General features: G+C 34.7%; 11 protein-coding genes. All 11 read right to left on the bottom strand.

The window, feature by feature from the left end:
• Nucleotides 1-235 precede the first annotated feature (235 nt).
• The 11 genes from KHA98_RS11525 to KHA98_RS11475 all read right to left on the bottom strand — a co-directional run bounded on the left by KHA98_RS11525 (nucleotide 236) and on the right by KHA98_RS11475 (nucleotide 15,551).
• A complete protein-coding gene (locus KHA98_RS11525; protein ID WP_213258081.1) occupies nucleotides 236-1,645 on the bottom strand; it encodes an efflux transporter outer membrane subunit in 1,410 nt (469 codons plus the stop codon).
• 2 nt (nucleotides 1,646-1,647) lie between these two features.
• On the bottom strand, nucleotides 1,648-4,803 hold the full coding sequence (locus KHA98_RS11520) for an efflux RND transporter permease subunit (protein ID WP_213258080.1): 3,156 nt from the start codon (nucleotides 4,801-4,803) through the stop codon (nucleotides 1,648-1,650).
• A 30-nt stretch (nucleotides 4,804-4,833) separates the two neighbouring features.
• On the bottom strand, nucleotides 4,834-5,964 hold the full coding sequence (locus KHA98_RS11515; RefSeq protein ID WP_213258079.1) for an efflux RND transporter periplasmic adaptor subunit: 1,131 nt from the start codon (nucleotides 5,962-5,964) through the stop codon (nucleotides 4,834-4,836).
• Nucleotides 5,965-6,434: 470 nt separating this feature from the next.
• Nucleotides 6,435-7,190, bottom strand: a complete 756-nt coding sequence (locus KHA98_RS11510; protein ID WP_213258078.1) for a LytR/AlgR family response regulator transcription factor — start codon at nucleotides 7,188-7,190, stop codon at nucleotides 6,435-6,437.
• A 5-nt stretch (nucleotides 7,191-7,195) separates the two neighbouring features.
• The gene (locus tag KHA98_RS11505) at nucleotides 7,196-8,296 is read right to left on the bottom strand and encodes a sensor histidine kinase (protein ID WP_213258077.1); all 1,101 of its coding nucleotides are present in this window, start codon (nucleotides 8,294-8,296) and stop codon (nucleotides 7,196-7,198) included.
• 90 nt (nucleotides 8,297-8,386) lie between these two features.
• Nucleotides 8,387-9,433, bottom strand: coding sequence for a beta-ketoacyl-ACP synthase III (locus KHA98_RS11500; protein WP_213258076.1), 1,047 nt, complete (start codon nucleotides 9,431-9,433; stop codon nucleotides 8,387-8,389).
• A 188-nt stretch (nucleotides 9,434-9,621) separates the two neighbouring features.
• Complete coding sequence (locus KHA98_RS11495) at nucleotides 9,622-10,455, bottom strand: universal stress protein (RefSeq protein ID WP_213258075.1); 834 nt, start codon at nucleotides 10,453-10,455, stop codon at nucleotides 9,622-9,624.
• A gap of 525 nt (nucleotides 10,456-10,980) precedes the next feature.
• Nucleotides 10,981-11,358, bottom strand: coding sequence for a nuclear transport factor 2 family protein (locus KHA98_RS11490; protein WP_213258074.1), 378 nt, complete (start codon nucleotides 11,356-11,358; stop codon nucleotides 10,981-10,983).
• A gap of 112 nt (nucleotides 11,359-11,470) precedes the next feature.
• Nucleotides 11,471-12,097 carry a MarC family protein gene (locus KHA98_RS11485; protein WP_246522320.1) on the bottom strand — a complete coding sequence of 209 codons (627 nt, stop codon included), beginning with the start codon at nucleotides 12,095-12,097 and terminating at the stop codon, nucleotides 11,471-11,473.
• A gap of 313 nt (nucleotides 12,098-12,410) precedes the next feature.
• Complete coding sequence (locus KHA98_RS11480) at nucleotides 12,411-14,402, bottom strand: alkyl/aryl-sulfatase (protein WP_213258072.1); 1,992 nt, start codon at nucleotides 14,400-14,402, stop codon at nucleotides 12,411-12,413.
• Between the two features lie 351 nt (nucleotides 14,403-14,753).
• Nucleotides 14,754-15,551 (bottom strand): SDR family NAD(P)-dependent oxidoreductase, encoded by a 798-nt coding sequence (locus KHA98_RS11475; protein WP_213258071.1) that lies wholly within the window; start codon nucleotides 15,549-15,551, stop codon nucleotides 14,754-14,756.
• Between the last annotated feature and the right edge of the window lie 42 nt (nucleotides 15,552-15,593).

Here is a 15,593-nt window from a genome sequence, read left to right as displayed (position 1 = left end):
ATGCAGTAGCCTTCCATTTTGCCACAAAAAAACAAGACATTTTTTATGAAAAAAGGTCAATTAATTGTTTATTGGAATCCGAAAATACACTTCGAAAGTGGTCTACAAAAATAAAATTAACACCCATTTAGTCCACAAATATTAAAGAAGCTATAAATGAAATAAAAATTCACCATCCTTGTAATCACTTACAGAAAATGGTGAATATAAATTTTACTGCTACTCTGCTACTCTGCTACTCTACTCCTCCCCCTAAAGCACGATATAAATTAATTGCAGCATTTAGTTTTTCAAGTTTAATTGTTACAACATCCAAATCATTTTGAAGTGCACCGTTTTGAGCTGCAATTACTTCCAGATAATTTGCCATTCCGCTTTTGTAAAGCAAGGAAGCATCAGAAGTTGCTTTTTCTAAAGACTGCGCTTTCTCTTCGGCTAAAATAATGCGCTCGTCTGCATATTTCAATCTTGACATGGCGTCGTTAACTTCTCCAACCGCTGTAATAAAAGATTGCTTGAACTGAACAACCGCTTTTTCTTGTTCTATAACTGCTACTTCATAAGCTGTTCGTAATTCTTTTTTTCTGAAAATCGGTTGTGCTAAATTGGCTGCAATTGCTTTGGTAACAGAACCCGGAAAATTAAACCAATTCTCAAATTCAAATGAATTTACTCCAATTGACGGGCTCAAACTTAAAGTTGGATACATGGTTGCTTTTGCTAATCCCGTTTTTGCGTTTGCAGACATAACTGCATATTCGCTTGCTTTTACATCTGGCCTTCTGCTTAAAAGCGAAGCAGGAATTCCGGTTGGAAATAAAACCGAAACATTCGCAGCATCAATATTTCCGGCTCTTTCAATTTTATCCGGATATTCTCCACATAGAATCTGTAACGCATTTTCCTGAACCGCAATATTCGCTTTTGCTAAAGGAACCAACAATTCGGCCGTTTTCTTTTGGGCTTCGGTCTGATTTACTGCCAAAGAACTTACTGATCCCGAATTGTATTGCAATTGCATCATACTTAAAGTATTATTACTCAATTCGATATTTTTCTCAGCAATTTTAAGCTGCTCGTCTAAACCTAAAAGATTGTAATACGATTGTGCTACCTGAACAATAATTCGGGTTTTTAATGCCGAAAGATTTTCTTTCTGACTAAAATATGCTGCTTTTGCATCTCTTTTCTGCATGGCGGCTTTTCCCCAAATATCAACTTCCCAAGATAAACGAAGATTTGCATTGTAATCATCCATATAATCTTTACCAATAAACTGAGCACTCAACGATCCGTTTAAAGAGTTTTTAGATTGATAAGAACGGCTCGCCCCGGCATCGAAATCCAGTGTGGGTAATAACGATAGTTTGGCTTGTTTATAGCTGAGATCGAGCTGTTCCATACTCTTCATGGCAATGATTACTTCATTGTTTTTGACAAGTGCTTTTTCAATCAATCCTACCAAAAGCGGATCTTTGTAATAACTTTTCCACGGAAGTAAAACCGTGTCTCCTGTTACCGCAACTTCTTCACGGTATTTTTCAGGAGCTTTTAAATCTGTTCGGGAATATTTTTTTCCTACCACGCATGATGTCATGATCGTTCCGGTAAGCAAAAGCATTCCTATTTTATATAGTGTTTTCATTATTATTCTTTTATCGTTTGAACCTGAACTGCAATTTTCTTACCTGAAACTTTTTCTTGTAAATATTGGAATACAATGAAAAGCAACGGAATTACAAAAACTCCCAAAACAACTCCACTAAACATTCCTACCGCCGCGCTGACACTGATTGAGCGATTTCCGACAGCAGTTCCTCCTGAAGCAAACATCAACGGAATCATCCCTACAATAAAGGCTAGCGAAGTCATGATAATTGGTCTTAACCTTGATCTTGCTCCTTCAATTGCTGACTCCACAATCGTTAATCCGGCTAATCGTCTTTGCAATGCAAATTCAACAATCAAAATGGCATTCTTAGCGAGCAATCCGACCAGCATGATTAATCCGACCTGAACGTAAATATTGTTATCCAAACCAACTGCTTTAACTCCTGCAAATGCTCCTAAAATTCCTGTTGGAATAGAAAGCAAAACGGCAAGTGGCAGTAAATAACTTTCGTATTGAGCTGCCAACAAGAAGAATACAAATAGTAAACACAATCCAAAAATGGCAACGGTCTGGCTTCCTCCTGCTTTTTCTTCCAAACTTAAACCCGTCCATTCGTAACTATAATCAGATGGAAGTTTATCTAAAACTTTCTCTAAACTCCCCATAATCTGACCATTACTATAACCTGGCAATGCCATTGCTGTAATATTTACCGAATTGTAAAGGTTGTAACGGTTTACCGATTCTGGTCCGTACACTTTATGGAATCTTACAATCGATTTAACTGGAACCATTTGCATATCAGCATTTCTTACGAAAATTTCATTAAATGCGTCCTGATCCATTCTGAAGATTCCATCGGCTTTTACATTCACTCTGTAAAACTTTCCGAATCGAGTAAAATCTGACGATTGATCTCCTGCAAAATAAGTCTGAATGTTTCCTAAAAGTTCTTTTACATTTACTCCCATTTGGCGGGCTTTGTCTTCATCAACTTCCAACTCCAATTGCGGATAATCTGCTCTAAAAGTCGTATAAGCATATTGAACGCCTGGCTGCTTCATAATTTGGGCGATCACTTTATCCGACATTGCTTTCAGTACTTCAGGGCTTCTCGCCATTCTGTCTTGCAAAACAATTTCTGCACCACTTGTTACCCCAAATCCTTCAACCGGAGGCATTCTGAAAACCATGATCGAACCTTCTTTAATTGTCGATAATTTAGCAGTAACACTATTCAAAATTTCATCAATATCTTTTACTTCACCTCTTTCTTTTTTAGGTTTTAGTTTAATAAATCCTAAACCATAGGCGGTACTGGCACTGTTACTCAAAATATTAAATCCGGTAATACTTGTATTTACATCAATAGCTTTTTCGGTTTCTAATATTTTCTCCATTCGTTGAACTACCGCAGTTGTACGATCTAAAGCAGTTCCCGGCGGCATTGACAAACTGTAAACCATAAATCCGTCATCTTCTAGCGGAACGAAACTTTTTGGTGTAGACATCATCATATAAATTGCAATTGCAGTTATTCCGGTAACTAAACCAGCAGCAATCCATTTTTTACCGATAAGAAAACGAACTCCTTTAATATATCTTCCTGTTAAATTGTCGAAACTCGTATTGAACCCAACGAAAAAGTGGTCTTTAAAAGTGGTTTTATGTTCGTGATCGCCATCTATAGATCCGTGATTTTTCAATAAAAGAGCACATAATGCAGGAGTTAAAGTCAAGGCATTTACTGCAGAAATGATAATCGCAATTGCCAAGGTATAAGCAAATTGTTTGTAGAAAATTCCCGAAGATCCTGTCATAAATCCAATTGGAATAAATACGGCTGACATTACCAAAGTAATCGAAATTACAGCTCCCGTAATTTCTGCCATTGCACTGTGAGTAGCTTCTTTTGCCGAAATTCCTGCATCTTCCTCCATTTTACTATGAACGGCTTCGACGACGACAATCGCATCATCGACGACAATTCCAATCGCTAAAACCAAAGCAAAAAGCGTTAGAATGTTAATTGTAAATCCGAAAACCAAAAGGAAGAAAAATGTTCCTACAATCGCTACCGGAACTGCAATCGCTGGAATAATCGTCGAGCGAATGTCTTGCAGGAATATAAAAACCACAATAAATACAAGAATAAAAGCTTCAAATAAAGTCGATTTTACCTGTCCGGTTGCTTCGTCCAATCGGTCTTTGGTACTCATTACATTTACGTACTTAATGCCTGGAGGAAAAGATTTAGACAATCTTTCTACTTCTTTGTTGATTCCGATTTCAATATCATTGGCATTAGAACCAGAAGTTTGTAAAATTGCCATTGTCACAGCGTTTTTACTATTTGATTTATTATCTCCGCTATACGAAATAGAACCAAATTCTACTCGTGCAACGTCTTTCAATCTTAAAACATTGCTTCCGATATTTTTAACCACAATATTTTCATATTGTTCTGGTTTGTTCTTTTTTCCTTTGTAACGAATTACATATTCTAAAGCAGCTGTAGATTCTTCTCCCAATTTCCCGGGAGCCGATTCTAAACTTTGTTCTGCAATGGCCTGCGTAACATCTGAAGGAACTAAACCTGCATTTGCCATTTTACGCGGATCCAGCCAGATTCGCATCGAATAATCTTTCTGTCCGAAAATCTGAACTTGTCCAACACCCGGAACACGTTTCATTTGAGGAACTAAGTTGATATTGGCATAATTCTGCAAAAACAATTCGTCGTATTTGTTATTATCATCTGTATACAGGTTGAAAATAACAATCATACTATTTTGTTGTTTCGAAGTCGTAAGACCCATTCTCACCACTTCTTGCGGTAATTTTGGTGTCGCCTGTTGCACTCTGTTTTGCACATTTACGGCAGCCTGATCTGGATCGATACCTTGCTTGAAAATCACGCTGATCGAAAAAGATCCGTCGTTACTGGCAGTAGATTTAATGTACTGCATGTTTTCAACTCCGTTAATTTGCTCTTCTAATGGCGTCACCACCGAACGAATAACGGTTTCACTATTTCCTCCCGGATACGAACCACTTACCATAACGGTTGGAGGCGAAATATCTGGAAATCTTGTAACTGATAATCTGGTAAGACCTATAATCCCCAATATTACCAATACAATAGAGATAACTGTGGCAAATACTGGCCTGTCTATTATTTTCTTTAACATGGAAAATGTTATTTTTTATTGAATGAAAAATTATTTGCTGCTTACAGCCTTTGAAGCGGTTTTTGGAACAACTTCCATACTATCGTAAAGTACATCGATAGAATTCAACGCTACTTTGTCTCCCGGTTTTAAACCTGATTTTACAAAATAATCTACTCCAGCGCTTCCAGCAATCTCGATAGGAACCATGGCAACTTTATTGCCTTCTTTCAAAACAAAAACGAAGAATTTATCCTGAATATCTTTTACGCTCGCCATAGGAACTGTAATTATAGAAGACAAACTTTTGTTCAATACAATTCGCGCAGAACCTCCGGCACGTAATTGTTTATTCGGATTTGGAAAAATGGCTTTTAGAGCAATTGTTCCTGTTGCACGATCAATATTTCCACTGGCAACTTCCAATTTTCCTTTTTGGTCGTACTGGCTGTCATCGGCCATAATTAAACTTACGGATTGATTTGCTTTTGAATCTTTTGAGAAAGCCAGATAATCTGCTTCGGTTAAAGAGAAATAAACAAAAACGTTATTGATCTCCGATAAAACAGTTAGTGGAACTGCATCTGTTGGCGTCACTAAATTCCCAACACGATTCGGAATTCGGCTAATATAGCCGCTCACAGGAGCTGTAATCAAAGAGAAATTGGCATTAATCTGAGATGATCCTAAAGCGGCCTTAGCCTGTGCTACCTGAGCCGTAGCTGCTTCATAGCTGGCTTGCGCTGTTTTTAACTGCATGTCTGAAAAAACTTTTCCTTCTACCAAAGGTTTGATTTTCTCTACTTCCAATTTAGCATTTGCCTGATTTGCCAAAGCGCTTTTATACGCTGCACGACTGTTGTTTACTTGTTCGGCATAAACATCGCCTTTAATTTTAAAAAGAGATTGTCCTTTATTTACATAATCTCCCTCTTTAACATAAATGGCTTCCAAATAACCTGATACTTGCGCTTTTATATCCACATTTACAGCACCTTCGACTGTTGCTGGATATTTTTTTTCTACTTCGCCTGTTGCTGAATTAGTTTGCAAAAAATCAACTTCGGGTTTTGGCGGTGCCATTTGCGCATCTGCTCCGCTTTTCCCACATGAAGAAAGAAAAATTATCATTAATATAACTGCAATCTTGTTAATTGCTTTTTGAAAAAACTGTTTTGTCATTTTATTTTTCATTTTAAATGAATACCTCAAATTTGGCAGCAAAATAACAGCGTAAAACAGCTTTTTTAGGGTAGAAAGTTACCCAAACGGAATTTTTGGGTACCGAAACGGATGTTTTTTAATAGGTTCTAAGTGGCTAAGATGCTAAGCTTCTAAGTTTTTTTTTGTTCTAAAAAAGAATCTCACAAAGACGCTAAGTCGCAAAGTTTTTTACCACAGTTAAAAAAGGATTAGAAAGATTTTTTTTACGCACAATTTGTCATCCTGACGGAGGAAGGATCTTCGAAATAAACTCCTTGCAGAATTTGCCAATCTTTGTAGACTTTCTAACGAAGATCCTTCCTCCGTCAGGATGACAAAAATGAGACTATAAATGTCATTCCAATAAGAAAAAATTAATGAAAATTAGTGAAATTCGTGGCAAAAAAACCTTAGTCCCTCAGCACCTCAGAACCTTAGAACCTAAAAAATTACCTATCCATCCACTGTTTAAAGAATGGCGCTTTTTCTCTACTGATAATCACTTCTCGTTCAGGATCTGATTTGAGTTGGATTTTAAGTTTTGCGTTGAAGTAATTTGCAATCGTTTTGATGCTTTCGGCACGAATGAAGAACTGGCGGTTTGCCCTAAAAAAGAGATTTGGATCTAGTTCCTGTTCCAATTCTTCCATCGTTTGTGGAATCGAGATAATTACACCCGATTTAAGAAATAAATTACTGGTTTTAAATTCCGAATATATAAAATCAATATCGGCAACATCTACGCTTTTGTAACCGTCTCTGTAGGTTACTAAAAAACGTAATCTATAAATAGGTTTTTGCATTAAATCTTTTAAAATACCAGTAATATTGGTAACTTCAGTATTCGTTTTAGACAGCGATTTGAATTTTATCAAAGCATATTCCAATTCATTTTTTTCGATTGGTTTCATCAAATAATCGATGCTGTTTACCTTAAAAGCACGAATCGCATATTCATCGTACGCAGTAGTAAAAATAACCGGACAAGAAATGGTTACTTCATCAAAAATGGAAAAACTCAATCCGTCGGCTAAGCGAATATCCATCGTAATTAAATCGGGAACCGGATTAGATTTTAGCCATTCTACAGTATCAACAACAGTATCGATGATACCCAAAATTTGACAATTAGGTTCAATCTCTTCCAACAATCGCTTAAGACGACTTGCATTTATGCTTTCATCTTCTACAATTAAAATTTTCATAACTTTTAAATTAATGGTAGACGGACAAAATAAAATCCGTTTGATTCATAAAAAACAGGCATTCGGTCACATAAAATCTTATATCTAAATTCTATATTTTTATTTCCAATTCCGGTCGAAACCAAGCTTTTTCCTGCTGTTGGCTGTAGATTATTTCTAACTATAATATCTCCCAAATCAGAATATATTGCAATCGTTAACGGATTTGACAAAGTTGCCATATTATGTTTCACGGCATTTTCGACCAATAATTGCAAAGTCAATGGCGGCAAATGAAGCGGCATGGCAGACTCATCAATAAAGATTTTCAAATCAATTTTTTCTCCAAGTCTTTTCTTCAAAAGATAAAAATAAGCGTTCAAAAATTCAATTTCTTCTTTTACAGTAATAGTATCTTTATTTGAATTTGAAATCATATAGCGATACACTCTTGTAATATTTTCGAGAAACGATGCGGCCTGTTGCTGATCTTCATAAATTAATTCTGTCAGCGTACTGAAATTATTAAAAATGAAATGCGGATCTAATTGCAGTTTTAAAGATTCCAATTCTGATCTTGTTACCGCTTCCTGAAGTTCTGATGCTTTAATTCTTAATTCGGCAGTTTCTTCGGCATTTACACGCCATCTGTTTAATAAAAATATTCCGGTATGAATTGCACTGATTAAAAGTGAAATAATAGCTGCCATAATTTTAGACTGCCAAATGGTTACCAAATCATTTTCTTCTAATGCCGTGCACGGATATAAATAATCCCATAGCCAGGAAAAAAAGTAATTCAAAAGAATATTTCCAGCAATCAGGCAAATAAACTGAGCTATTACCCTAAAAACAGGATTTTGTTCCCACCTAATGTAATAGTTCAATTTTCGACCTACAAAAAGGGTCAATTCAGTAAGTATGGCGCAATACAACAGAATTATAAAAATATCGAAGGTCTGATCTAAATCCAGCAAACCTTCTTCTTCAAAATTTCTGTACGGATTCAGAAAATAATACGAAGACAGATACACCAAAAAAACCGCCGGAATTACTATGATTCGGTAATATTTATAGAAAAAATTCTTTCCGGATTTTGTTGTTTTATTTTGACTTCGTAACCTCATTTAATGAAAATTGATAAAATTGATGGATTGTTAAAATTATACATTTAATTGAACGCAAATATAAAAATTGAAAATTGTATGGAATAACAATTATTGTGTGACTAAAATGCTCTTTTTTCTAACATTTATTCGGCGCGATTTTACTGTTCTTTGTTCACGCATTATTCCCCATTTTAAACAAGTTGCTCCCCATGAAAATCCAGCTCCAAAAGTGGTAATAAGTAAATTTTGCCCCTCTTCAAAATCATCTACAAAATCCCATAAACAAAGCGGAATTGTTGCTGAAGTCGTATTTCCGTATCGATCAATATTTACTTTTACTTTTTCTGAATTGATGTTCAGATTTTCGCTTACAGCGTTTATAATTCTCAAATTAGCCTGATGCGGAATTACCCAGTCAATTTCATCTGTCTGTAATTCATTTTTGGAAATAACTTCTTGCGATACTGAAGCCATTGATGCTACAGCTTTTTTAAAAACAAAGGAGCCGTCTTGCTTTAAATAATGCATTTTGTGCAAGATACTACTCATTTCTGCAGGTTTTCTGGAACCTCCTGCAGGCACTAATAATGCCGAAGTTCCGCTTCCATCTGTTCTTAAAATACTTTTCATTAATCCGTAATTCGAAGTTGTCTTTTCCAATAAAACGGCTCCCGCTCCATCACCAAAAAGAATACATGTATTTCGATCTTCATAATCAACAATCGAACTCATTTTATCTGCCCCAACAACAATAATTTTTTCATAACGACCACTTTCTATCATGTTGGCGGCCATTTCTAAAGCGTACAAAAAACCGCTACAAGCAGCATTCAAATCAACTCCAAATGCATTCAAAAGTCCACTTTTTTCGCATACCAAACTGGCCGTTGGCGCCAAAATATAATCCGGAGTTGCCGTTGCTAAAACCAATGCTTCGATTTCAAGAGGATCAATTTTATATTTTTTTATAAGATTAGCAATAGCTTCACTAGCAAGATCTGATGTTGCAACATCTTTAGCGGCTATTCTTCGTTCTTTAATTCCTGTTCTCTTTTCAATCCATTCTTCTGAAGTATCGACTGTTTCAGAGATTTTTTTGTTTGTGAGGATAGATGGTGGCACATAACCTCCTATAGCTGTTATAACTGCGTTCATTTTTTTGCTTTTTTTTGAAGTTGTGTTTTCCTGTTATTTTAATTAAAACGCTTTTTATTCCTTTTTTATTAGATTTTGAATGTACTTTGCAATTATGTAAACACTATCTAAAAACAATTCAAAGAATAACAACAGTAAAACTGAAACCGGATTTTAAAAGAAATCCGGTTTCATCAAGTTATGTATTATTAATAATTCGGAAATGATAAAAGAGGAATATCAAGTCCGGCAGCCAAAATTCTGGTTTTGCTTCTATGTACAAAAGAATCCCAAAAACCATATTTTTGGGGCACCATAATTAAAAGATCAGCTTGGTAATTTTTGATTTCTTTTTTTATTTCATCAATAACAGCATTCGATCGTACTGTTTTATAAAGATATTTTACATCTTCAAACTCTTTTTCGATATTAGAAGACATTAAAACTCTGCGTTGTTCTTCTTTCAGGTCATCTAGTTTGTCATCAACACTAAAAAATTCAATTTCTGCCTCCAAATCTCCAAGTGCATTTTTAATCCAGCTAAATTTTTTAATTGCCGAAAAACTCAGATTATCATAAGCATACAATACTTTTTTTACACTTTGAAAACGAGCCTTTTCAGGAACTGCTAATACAGGAATTTTCAGATTTTTAATTGCCGAAGTGGTTGAATTTCCCAATAATTCCTGCTCAAAGGAACGTTCTGCCATTCCTATGACTACAACATCTGCTTTTGTTTGATCAATAATGCGAGGAAGTTCGTCTTCTAAAAAAGAATAAGTACAAATTGATTCTGTTTCAATTTTAAAAACATTCGCTGTTTCTTTAGCTAAATTTTCCAATTTAGAAATCGCTTTTTCAATTTGTTTCTGCAATGCATCTGCAGAAATATGTGAATTTGCGCTGTGTACACTCAAGGAAAACGAATTAAACAAAATAAGTTTTGCTCCGGTAGCTTTTGCAAGTCCGGCAGCATACGTAACAGCATTGTTTGCTATTGCTGAAAAATTAGTGGCAGCAATTATAGTAAGTGGTAAAGTCATAAATAATACTTGAGATGTTAATTCGGCAAAATTGTCAAAATAATTACCAAAAACGTATATTAAATAACCCAAGTGGCATTTTTCACATCCCAAGCGTAAATTATGACTTCTAAAAAAATCATACAGCGAAATTATCCATGGTATGTGATTACACCAAAGATGTTTATTTCTCTCAAGTTTTTAGTTCAACATTTATTACTAAGTATGCTCTACGCAAAACCCCGTTTGCTATTTTTACGCCTTAAATTTTTACCTTTAAAATCTTTTTATAATTAAGATCAACTCATTACTATTAAAACTTTCGATACAACGGTTTTAAGTGTGGTGATTAAAATTGATATTCTTCTTGTTGATTTATGGTCAACAGTGAAATAATAGCGTGTCTTTCTAGGTAGAATATGGTCAATTTTATCTATAAACATTAATATAGGAATTAGCTGTTCTATTTTAATCCCGGCAACTCCACAAAAAAGGAAGGTGTATAGCACCTTCCTTTTTTTATTTGATTCTTAAGAAAATTTATTCTCAAACAATGTCCAGCTCTGTTTCGGTATGTAATACACACATCCATTTATTGTTTTCTTTAATCCAGGTAGACGTGCAGGCGCACTTTATAGGTGTTTTTTGACTGTCATCTAATATAATAAAGTCGAGAAGATATCCTATTACGGCAGTGTTGTCGGCAATTCGTTTTTCTTTTACATCATAGATGTCCAATACTTTTATTTTATTGGTTTGCCCCGAGTCAAACATCTTTTTGAAATCGGCTTCACTTACACTCTGAATACCATTTTTCCCGGCAACTATACAAGGAAACAGCGTAAGATTTTTTACCGTTTCATAATCATCATTTTCAACTCCGTGCCAGTATTTTTTTTCCAATTCTATAATCTGTATATCCATATTATCTTTTTATTAATTAGACATTTCACAAATTTCAAACTAATATAGAAATAAAATTTCTCTTTTAACATAGATTTAATTTCTATAAGTAACAGTTTCATCTCTCTATCATTCAAATTTTCAATAAAACAAGTAAACCTGTAAATGCAATTTGAAGCCCAACACAAAAAACTAAAAAAGCAAAAATACGTTTGACTACATCTCCGCCATTTGGTCCCAAAAAATCGAGCACGCGCCTAATATTCATGTAACACACATAAACTAAACCACACAAAAATGTTATCGAAATTAAAATCGCGACTAAATGCAAATAATAGCTTGACTTATTTACCATAGATCCTGCATGGGCACTTAATGTAAATAAAACAGAAATGGTACCTGCCCCGGCGGTGACAGGAAATGTTATTGGATAAAATAATTTATCGCTGATGTTTATTTGGGTGATATTTTCTTTCAGCGTGTTTTCTGATCGCTGCTGTTCATCTGAATTAAGAAATTCCCAGCCTATTTTACATATCATTATTCCTCCTCCCAGCTGAATAATTGAAATGCTTATTCCAAATGCCTGCAATATAAAAGGTCCCATAAACAAAATACTAACACAAAAGCAAAATGTGTAAATTGTGATCTTTCTAACAGCATTTTTTTTCTGGCTCTTAGAAAGATTTTTCAAATACGGACTTATTAAAAAAGCAGATCCAAAAGGGTTAACAACGGGAAATAAGGCAATAATTCCCATCAAAACTAAATTAACAAATGAACTATTGAACATATTTTAATCTAACATTTTTCAATTAATTATTAAAACCGGATTAAATTAAATCGAACTTAAAATTTAGTTCCTTCAAAAATAATTATTTCAGTTTATCTGATAATACTTTCGATTATACAGCACTCTTTCTTATAAATCTCTTTCAATTTTCCTTCTCTTATTAGAATTAAACCCTTTGAGATTTACCCTGATCATTTTTTCCTCGTATAAAAGAATAAAAGATCAGGGTAATATTCATTAGAAAACAAAAAATAAATTTGTCCTGGTTATCGAGAAAAAACTAAGGCTCGACAATATTAAACCAGAAATTAAAACTGTCTATCTGACCTAGAAAATTAACAAATGCATTTTTATCACCTGTGATTTTAATAGTTCCGTTATCAACCAGATCTTTAAAAGAACTCTCTCCAAGACTTATACGATCTAGATCCTTTCTATTAATTGTAAGAGAGGCTGTCACATCTTCAGAAACATTACTTCCTATCCTTGGATTTACAACTCCATTCTCAACAATTAGCGCTACTTTTTCGTTTACATCGGGCATTGTAATATTGAAATTGTATTTCATAGCTGCGGCAGCTGGTTCAGTTCCTTTAAATTTCATTGCAAGAAAGTTAAAAAACAAACTTGTTGACATTCCACGTACCATATCTGGTCCTGCTGTATTTGGTGATGGTAATACTTTAACTCCATCTCTCAGTTCTTTAGCTCCAGATAAATAAAAATTTCTCCAAGGACCTGATTCTGCCTGATATCCTAACTGTTCATAGGTATCTGCCAAAAGATTTCGTGCACTTTGATTTTTTGGTTCTGCAAATACCAGATTGTTAAGTACCGTAGCTGTCCAGCGATATTCGCCTTTGTCATATGATTGTTTCGCTTTTGTCAAGACACTAGATGCACCACCCATAAATTCAACATACTTTTTACCCTCTTCAGCCGGTGGCAGCTTATCAAGATTGGCGGGATTTCCGTCAAACCATCCAAAATAAAGATCATATTGCGCTTTAATGTTATGACTTACTGAACCGTAATAACCCCGATTGTAGAATTGTTTATCAAGACTTTCCGGTAGTTTTATCATATTAGCAATTTCAACAGGAGTATATCCTTCATTTGCTAATCTTAAAGTTTGATCATGAATAAATCTATATAAATCTCTCTGACTTTTCCAGTAGGTATTTATAGTTTCATTTCCCCATGTTGGCCAGTGATGAGACCCAAAAGAAGACTGAACATCTTTACCCCATTTCTGAAGAGACAAATCAATATATTCACTCCATTTTTGGCCGTTTCTTACCTTTGCACCTCTTAGCGTATATAAATTATGTAAAGTATGACTTAAATCTTCTGCCTGACAGAAAGATTTAAATTCAGGAAAATAAAACATCATTTCAGCAGGTGCTTCTGATTCTGGTGTGTAAATAAATTCTACTGTTATTCCGTCAATAATCTTTTTTTCTCCGTCTAATTTTTTTATTATTTCCGTTCCTTCCAAAATACCGGCCAAACCAGTTGAAGTTGTTTGTCCCAGTCCTGTACCTAATGTTCCTTTTGCATCTTTAGGAAGAAGGTTTCCATACATATAAGAAGCTCTTCTTCCCATAGTATTTCCTCCCATAACATTTTCACTTATTGCTTCATCAAAATAACCTTCAGGAACATAAATTGGCACTTTTCCGCTTTTCACATCAGCTTCATCAACTACACCTCTGATTCCTCCAAAGTGATCAATATGACTGTGTGTATGAATAATTGCAGAGACTTTTCTTGCTCCAAGTTTTTGATTAGCAAGTTCCAAACCTGCTTTGGCCGTAGGCGGTGATAAAAGAGGATCTATAATAATCCATCCTGTTTTCCCTTCAATAAGAGTCATATTGGCCAAATCAAATCCACGTATCTGATAAATCCCGTCCGTAACTTTAAATAAACCATTAATACTGTTTATCTCGCTTTGTCTCCATAAACTTGGATTGGTCGTCGCCGGGGCTTTATCTTTAATAAAATCATACTGTTTCATACTATAAACCACTGAACCTTTTTCATCTTTAATCTCTCCGGCAGGCAATGTGGCAATAAAACCTTTTCTTGCATTTTCATAATCTGTTTTATCATTAAATGGAAGATAGGAAAGTAAATCTTCTTGTTTTTGCTTAGTAAAAGAACTTGCTTCCTTTTTTGTGGTATTAGAAACATTCTGGGCTCTTAATTCTGAAGATATGAAGGTCACAATTATAAACGATGACAAACATTCAATAAGGATTTTTTTCATGGTTTTTGATTTAAAATTAATAACAGTGGTGCATCTAAGTTAAAATTAATGGCACTGGAAGTAGCCTGCGTAGCCTGGAATTTGGTTGCAAATTAGAAAATGAAACAAACCTTTTAAAATGAACCTATAGTTAAGAACCGTAAAAACAGAAAATAAAGCCCGTGAAAAACACATTGCATAAGTCACTAAAAAACAACTAATTACAAATCACAAAAGCTTAATTAGCTTTAATTTTAAAAATTTTTAATAAGGTTCCTCCATTTTTACAAAAAAGCCTGTAAATATACTATTTACAGGCTTTTTGCTTTTTAGTTAATGAATTTCGAAATCATTTATTCATCGGTTCTTCTATTACATACATCTTATTGTTCCTCCATCTACTCTAATCGTTGCCCCGCTAATGTAATCAGCATAAGTGCTGCAAAGGTATGCTACTGCACCCGCAATTTCTTCAGGCTCGCCAAATCTTCCAGTATCGTTAGGTATTAATTCCTGAACAGCTTTGTATTTAATCTCTTCTAAATCTGTCCCCCAGTTAAACTTAGACGCAGAATTTACCAGCCAGTCTTCTACCATTGGATTAATTATCGCACCAGGTGAAACTACATTTGAAGTTATTCCCGAATCTTTTAATGATCTTGCTAATGAAATTGACATATTATGGCGCGCTGCAAGAGTTGCATTATAATGTGGCTGTTCTTTTATTGGCTGAATTCCCAGACCTCCACCAATATGAATTACTCTGCCCCATCCCAGTTTTTTCATTTGAGGAACCACACGTTGTACCATCCTTACATAAGAAACAACGTTATTATTATACATATATGCCCAATCTTCAGCAGTCGCTTCACCCCATGATTTATGAGAAGTAGCACCGGCATTATTAATAAGAATATCAATCTGACCATTCTTTAACGCTTCATTCGCAACAGTATCTGCTCCTTCATCTGTGGTTAAATCTCCAATTACAATGTCTGCAATTCCTCCATTTAATTTGATTTCTTCACTTACTTTTCTCGCGCGATCTTCATTTCGGCCGTGAACGATTACACTTGCTCCTTCTGTTGCTAAAAATTTAACAATAGCCTCTCCCAATCCGGAACTTGAGCCTGTAACCAAAACTCTTTTCCCTTTTAATCTTAAATCCATTATTCTAATTTTTAATTGTTTTGTATTTCTCTATTTTGTTGA

This window comes from Flavobacterium branchiicola (assembly GCF_018383905.1).
Classification (GTDB): domain Bacteria; phylum Bacteroidota; class Bacteroidia; order Flavobacteriales; family Flavobacteriaceae; genus Flavobacterium; species Flavobacterium branchiicola.
This window is presented reverse-complemented; position numbering and strand designations above follow the sequence as displayed.

Excerpts from the sequence above, each read along its gene's own strand:
- KHA98_RS11525 (WP_213258081.1), bottom strand. The coding sequence starts at position 1,645 with ATGAAAACACTATATAAAATAGGAATGCTTTTGCTTACCGGAACGATC.
- KHA98_RS11520 (WP_213258080.1), bottom strand. The coding sequence starts at position 4,803 with ATGTTAAAGAAAATAATAGACAGGCCAGTATTTGCCACAGTTATCTCT.
- KHA98_RS11515 (WP_213258079.1), bottom strand. The coding sequence starts at position 5,964 with ATGACAAAACAGTTTTTTCAAAAAGCAATTAACAAGATTGCAGTTATA.
- KHA98_RS11510 (WP_213258078.1), bottom strand. The coding sequence starts at position 7,190 with ATGAAAATTTTAATTGTAGAAGATGAAAGCATAAATGCAAGTCGTCTT.
- KHA98_RS11505 (WP_213258077.1), bottom strand. The coding sequence starts at position 8,296 with ATGAGGTTACGAAGTCAAAATAAAACAACAAAATCCGGAAAGAATTTT.
- KHA98_RS11500 (WP_213258076.1), bottom strand. The coding sequence starts at position 9,433 with ATGAACGCAGTTATAACAGCTATAGGAGGTTATGTGCCACCATCTATC.
- KHA98_RS11495 (WP_213258075.1), bottom strand. The coding sequence starts at position 10,455 with ATGACTTTACCACTTACTATAATTGCTGCCACTAATTTTTCAGCAATA.
- KHA98_RS11490 (WP_213258074.1), bottom strand. The coding sequence starts at position 11,358 with ATGGATATACAGATTATAGAATTGGAAAAAAAATACTGGCACGGAGTT.
- KHA98_RS11485 (WP_246522320.1), bottom strand. The coding sequence starts at position 12,097 with ATGGGAATTATTGCCTTATTTCCCGTTGTTAACCCTTTTGGATCTGCT.
- KHA98_RS11480 (WP_213258072.1), bottom strand. The coding sequence starts at position 14,402 with ATGAAAAAAATCCTTATTGAATGTTTGTCATCGTTTATAATTGTGACC.
- KHA98_RS11475 (WP_213258071.1), bottom strand. The coding sequence starts at position 15,551 with ATGGATTTAAGATTAAAAGGGAAAAGAGTTTTGGTTACAGGCTCAAGT.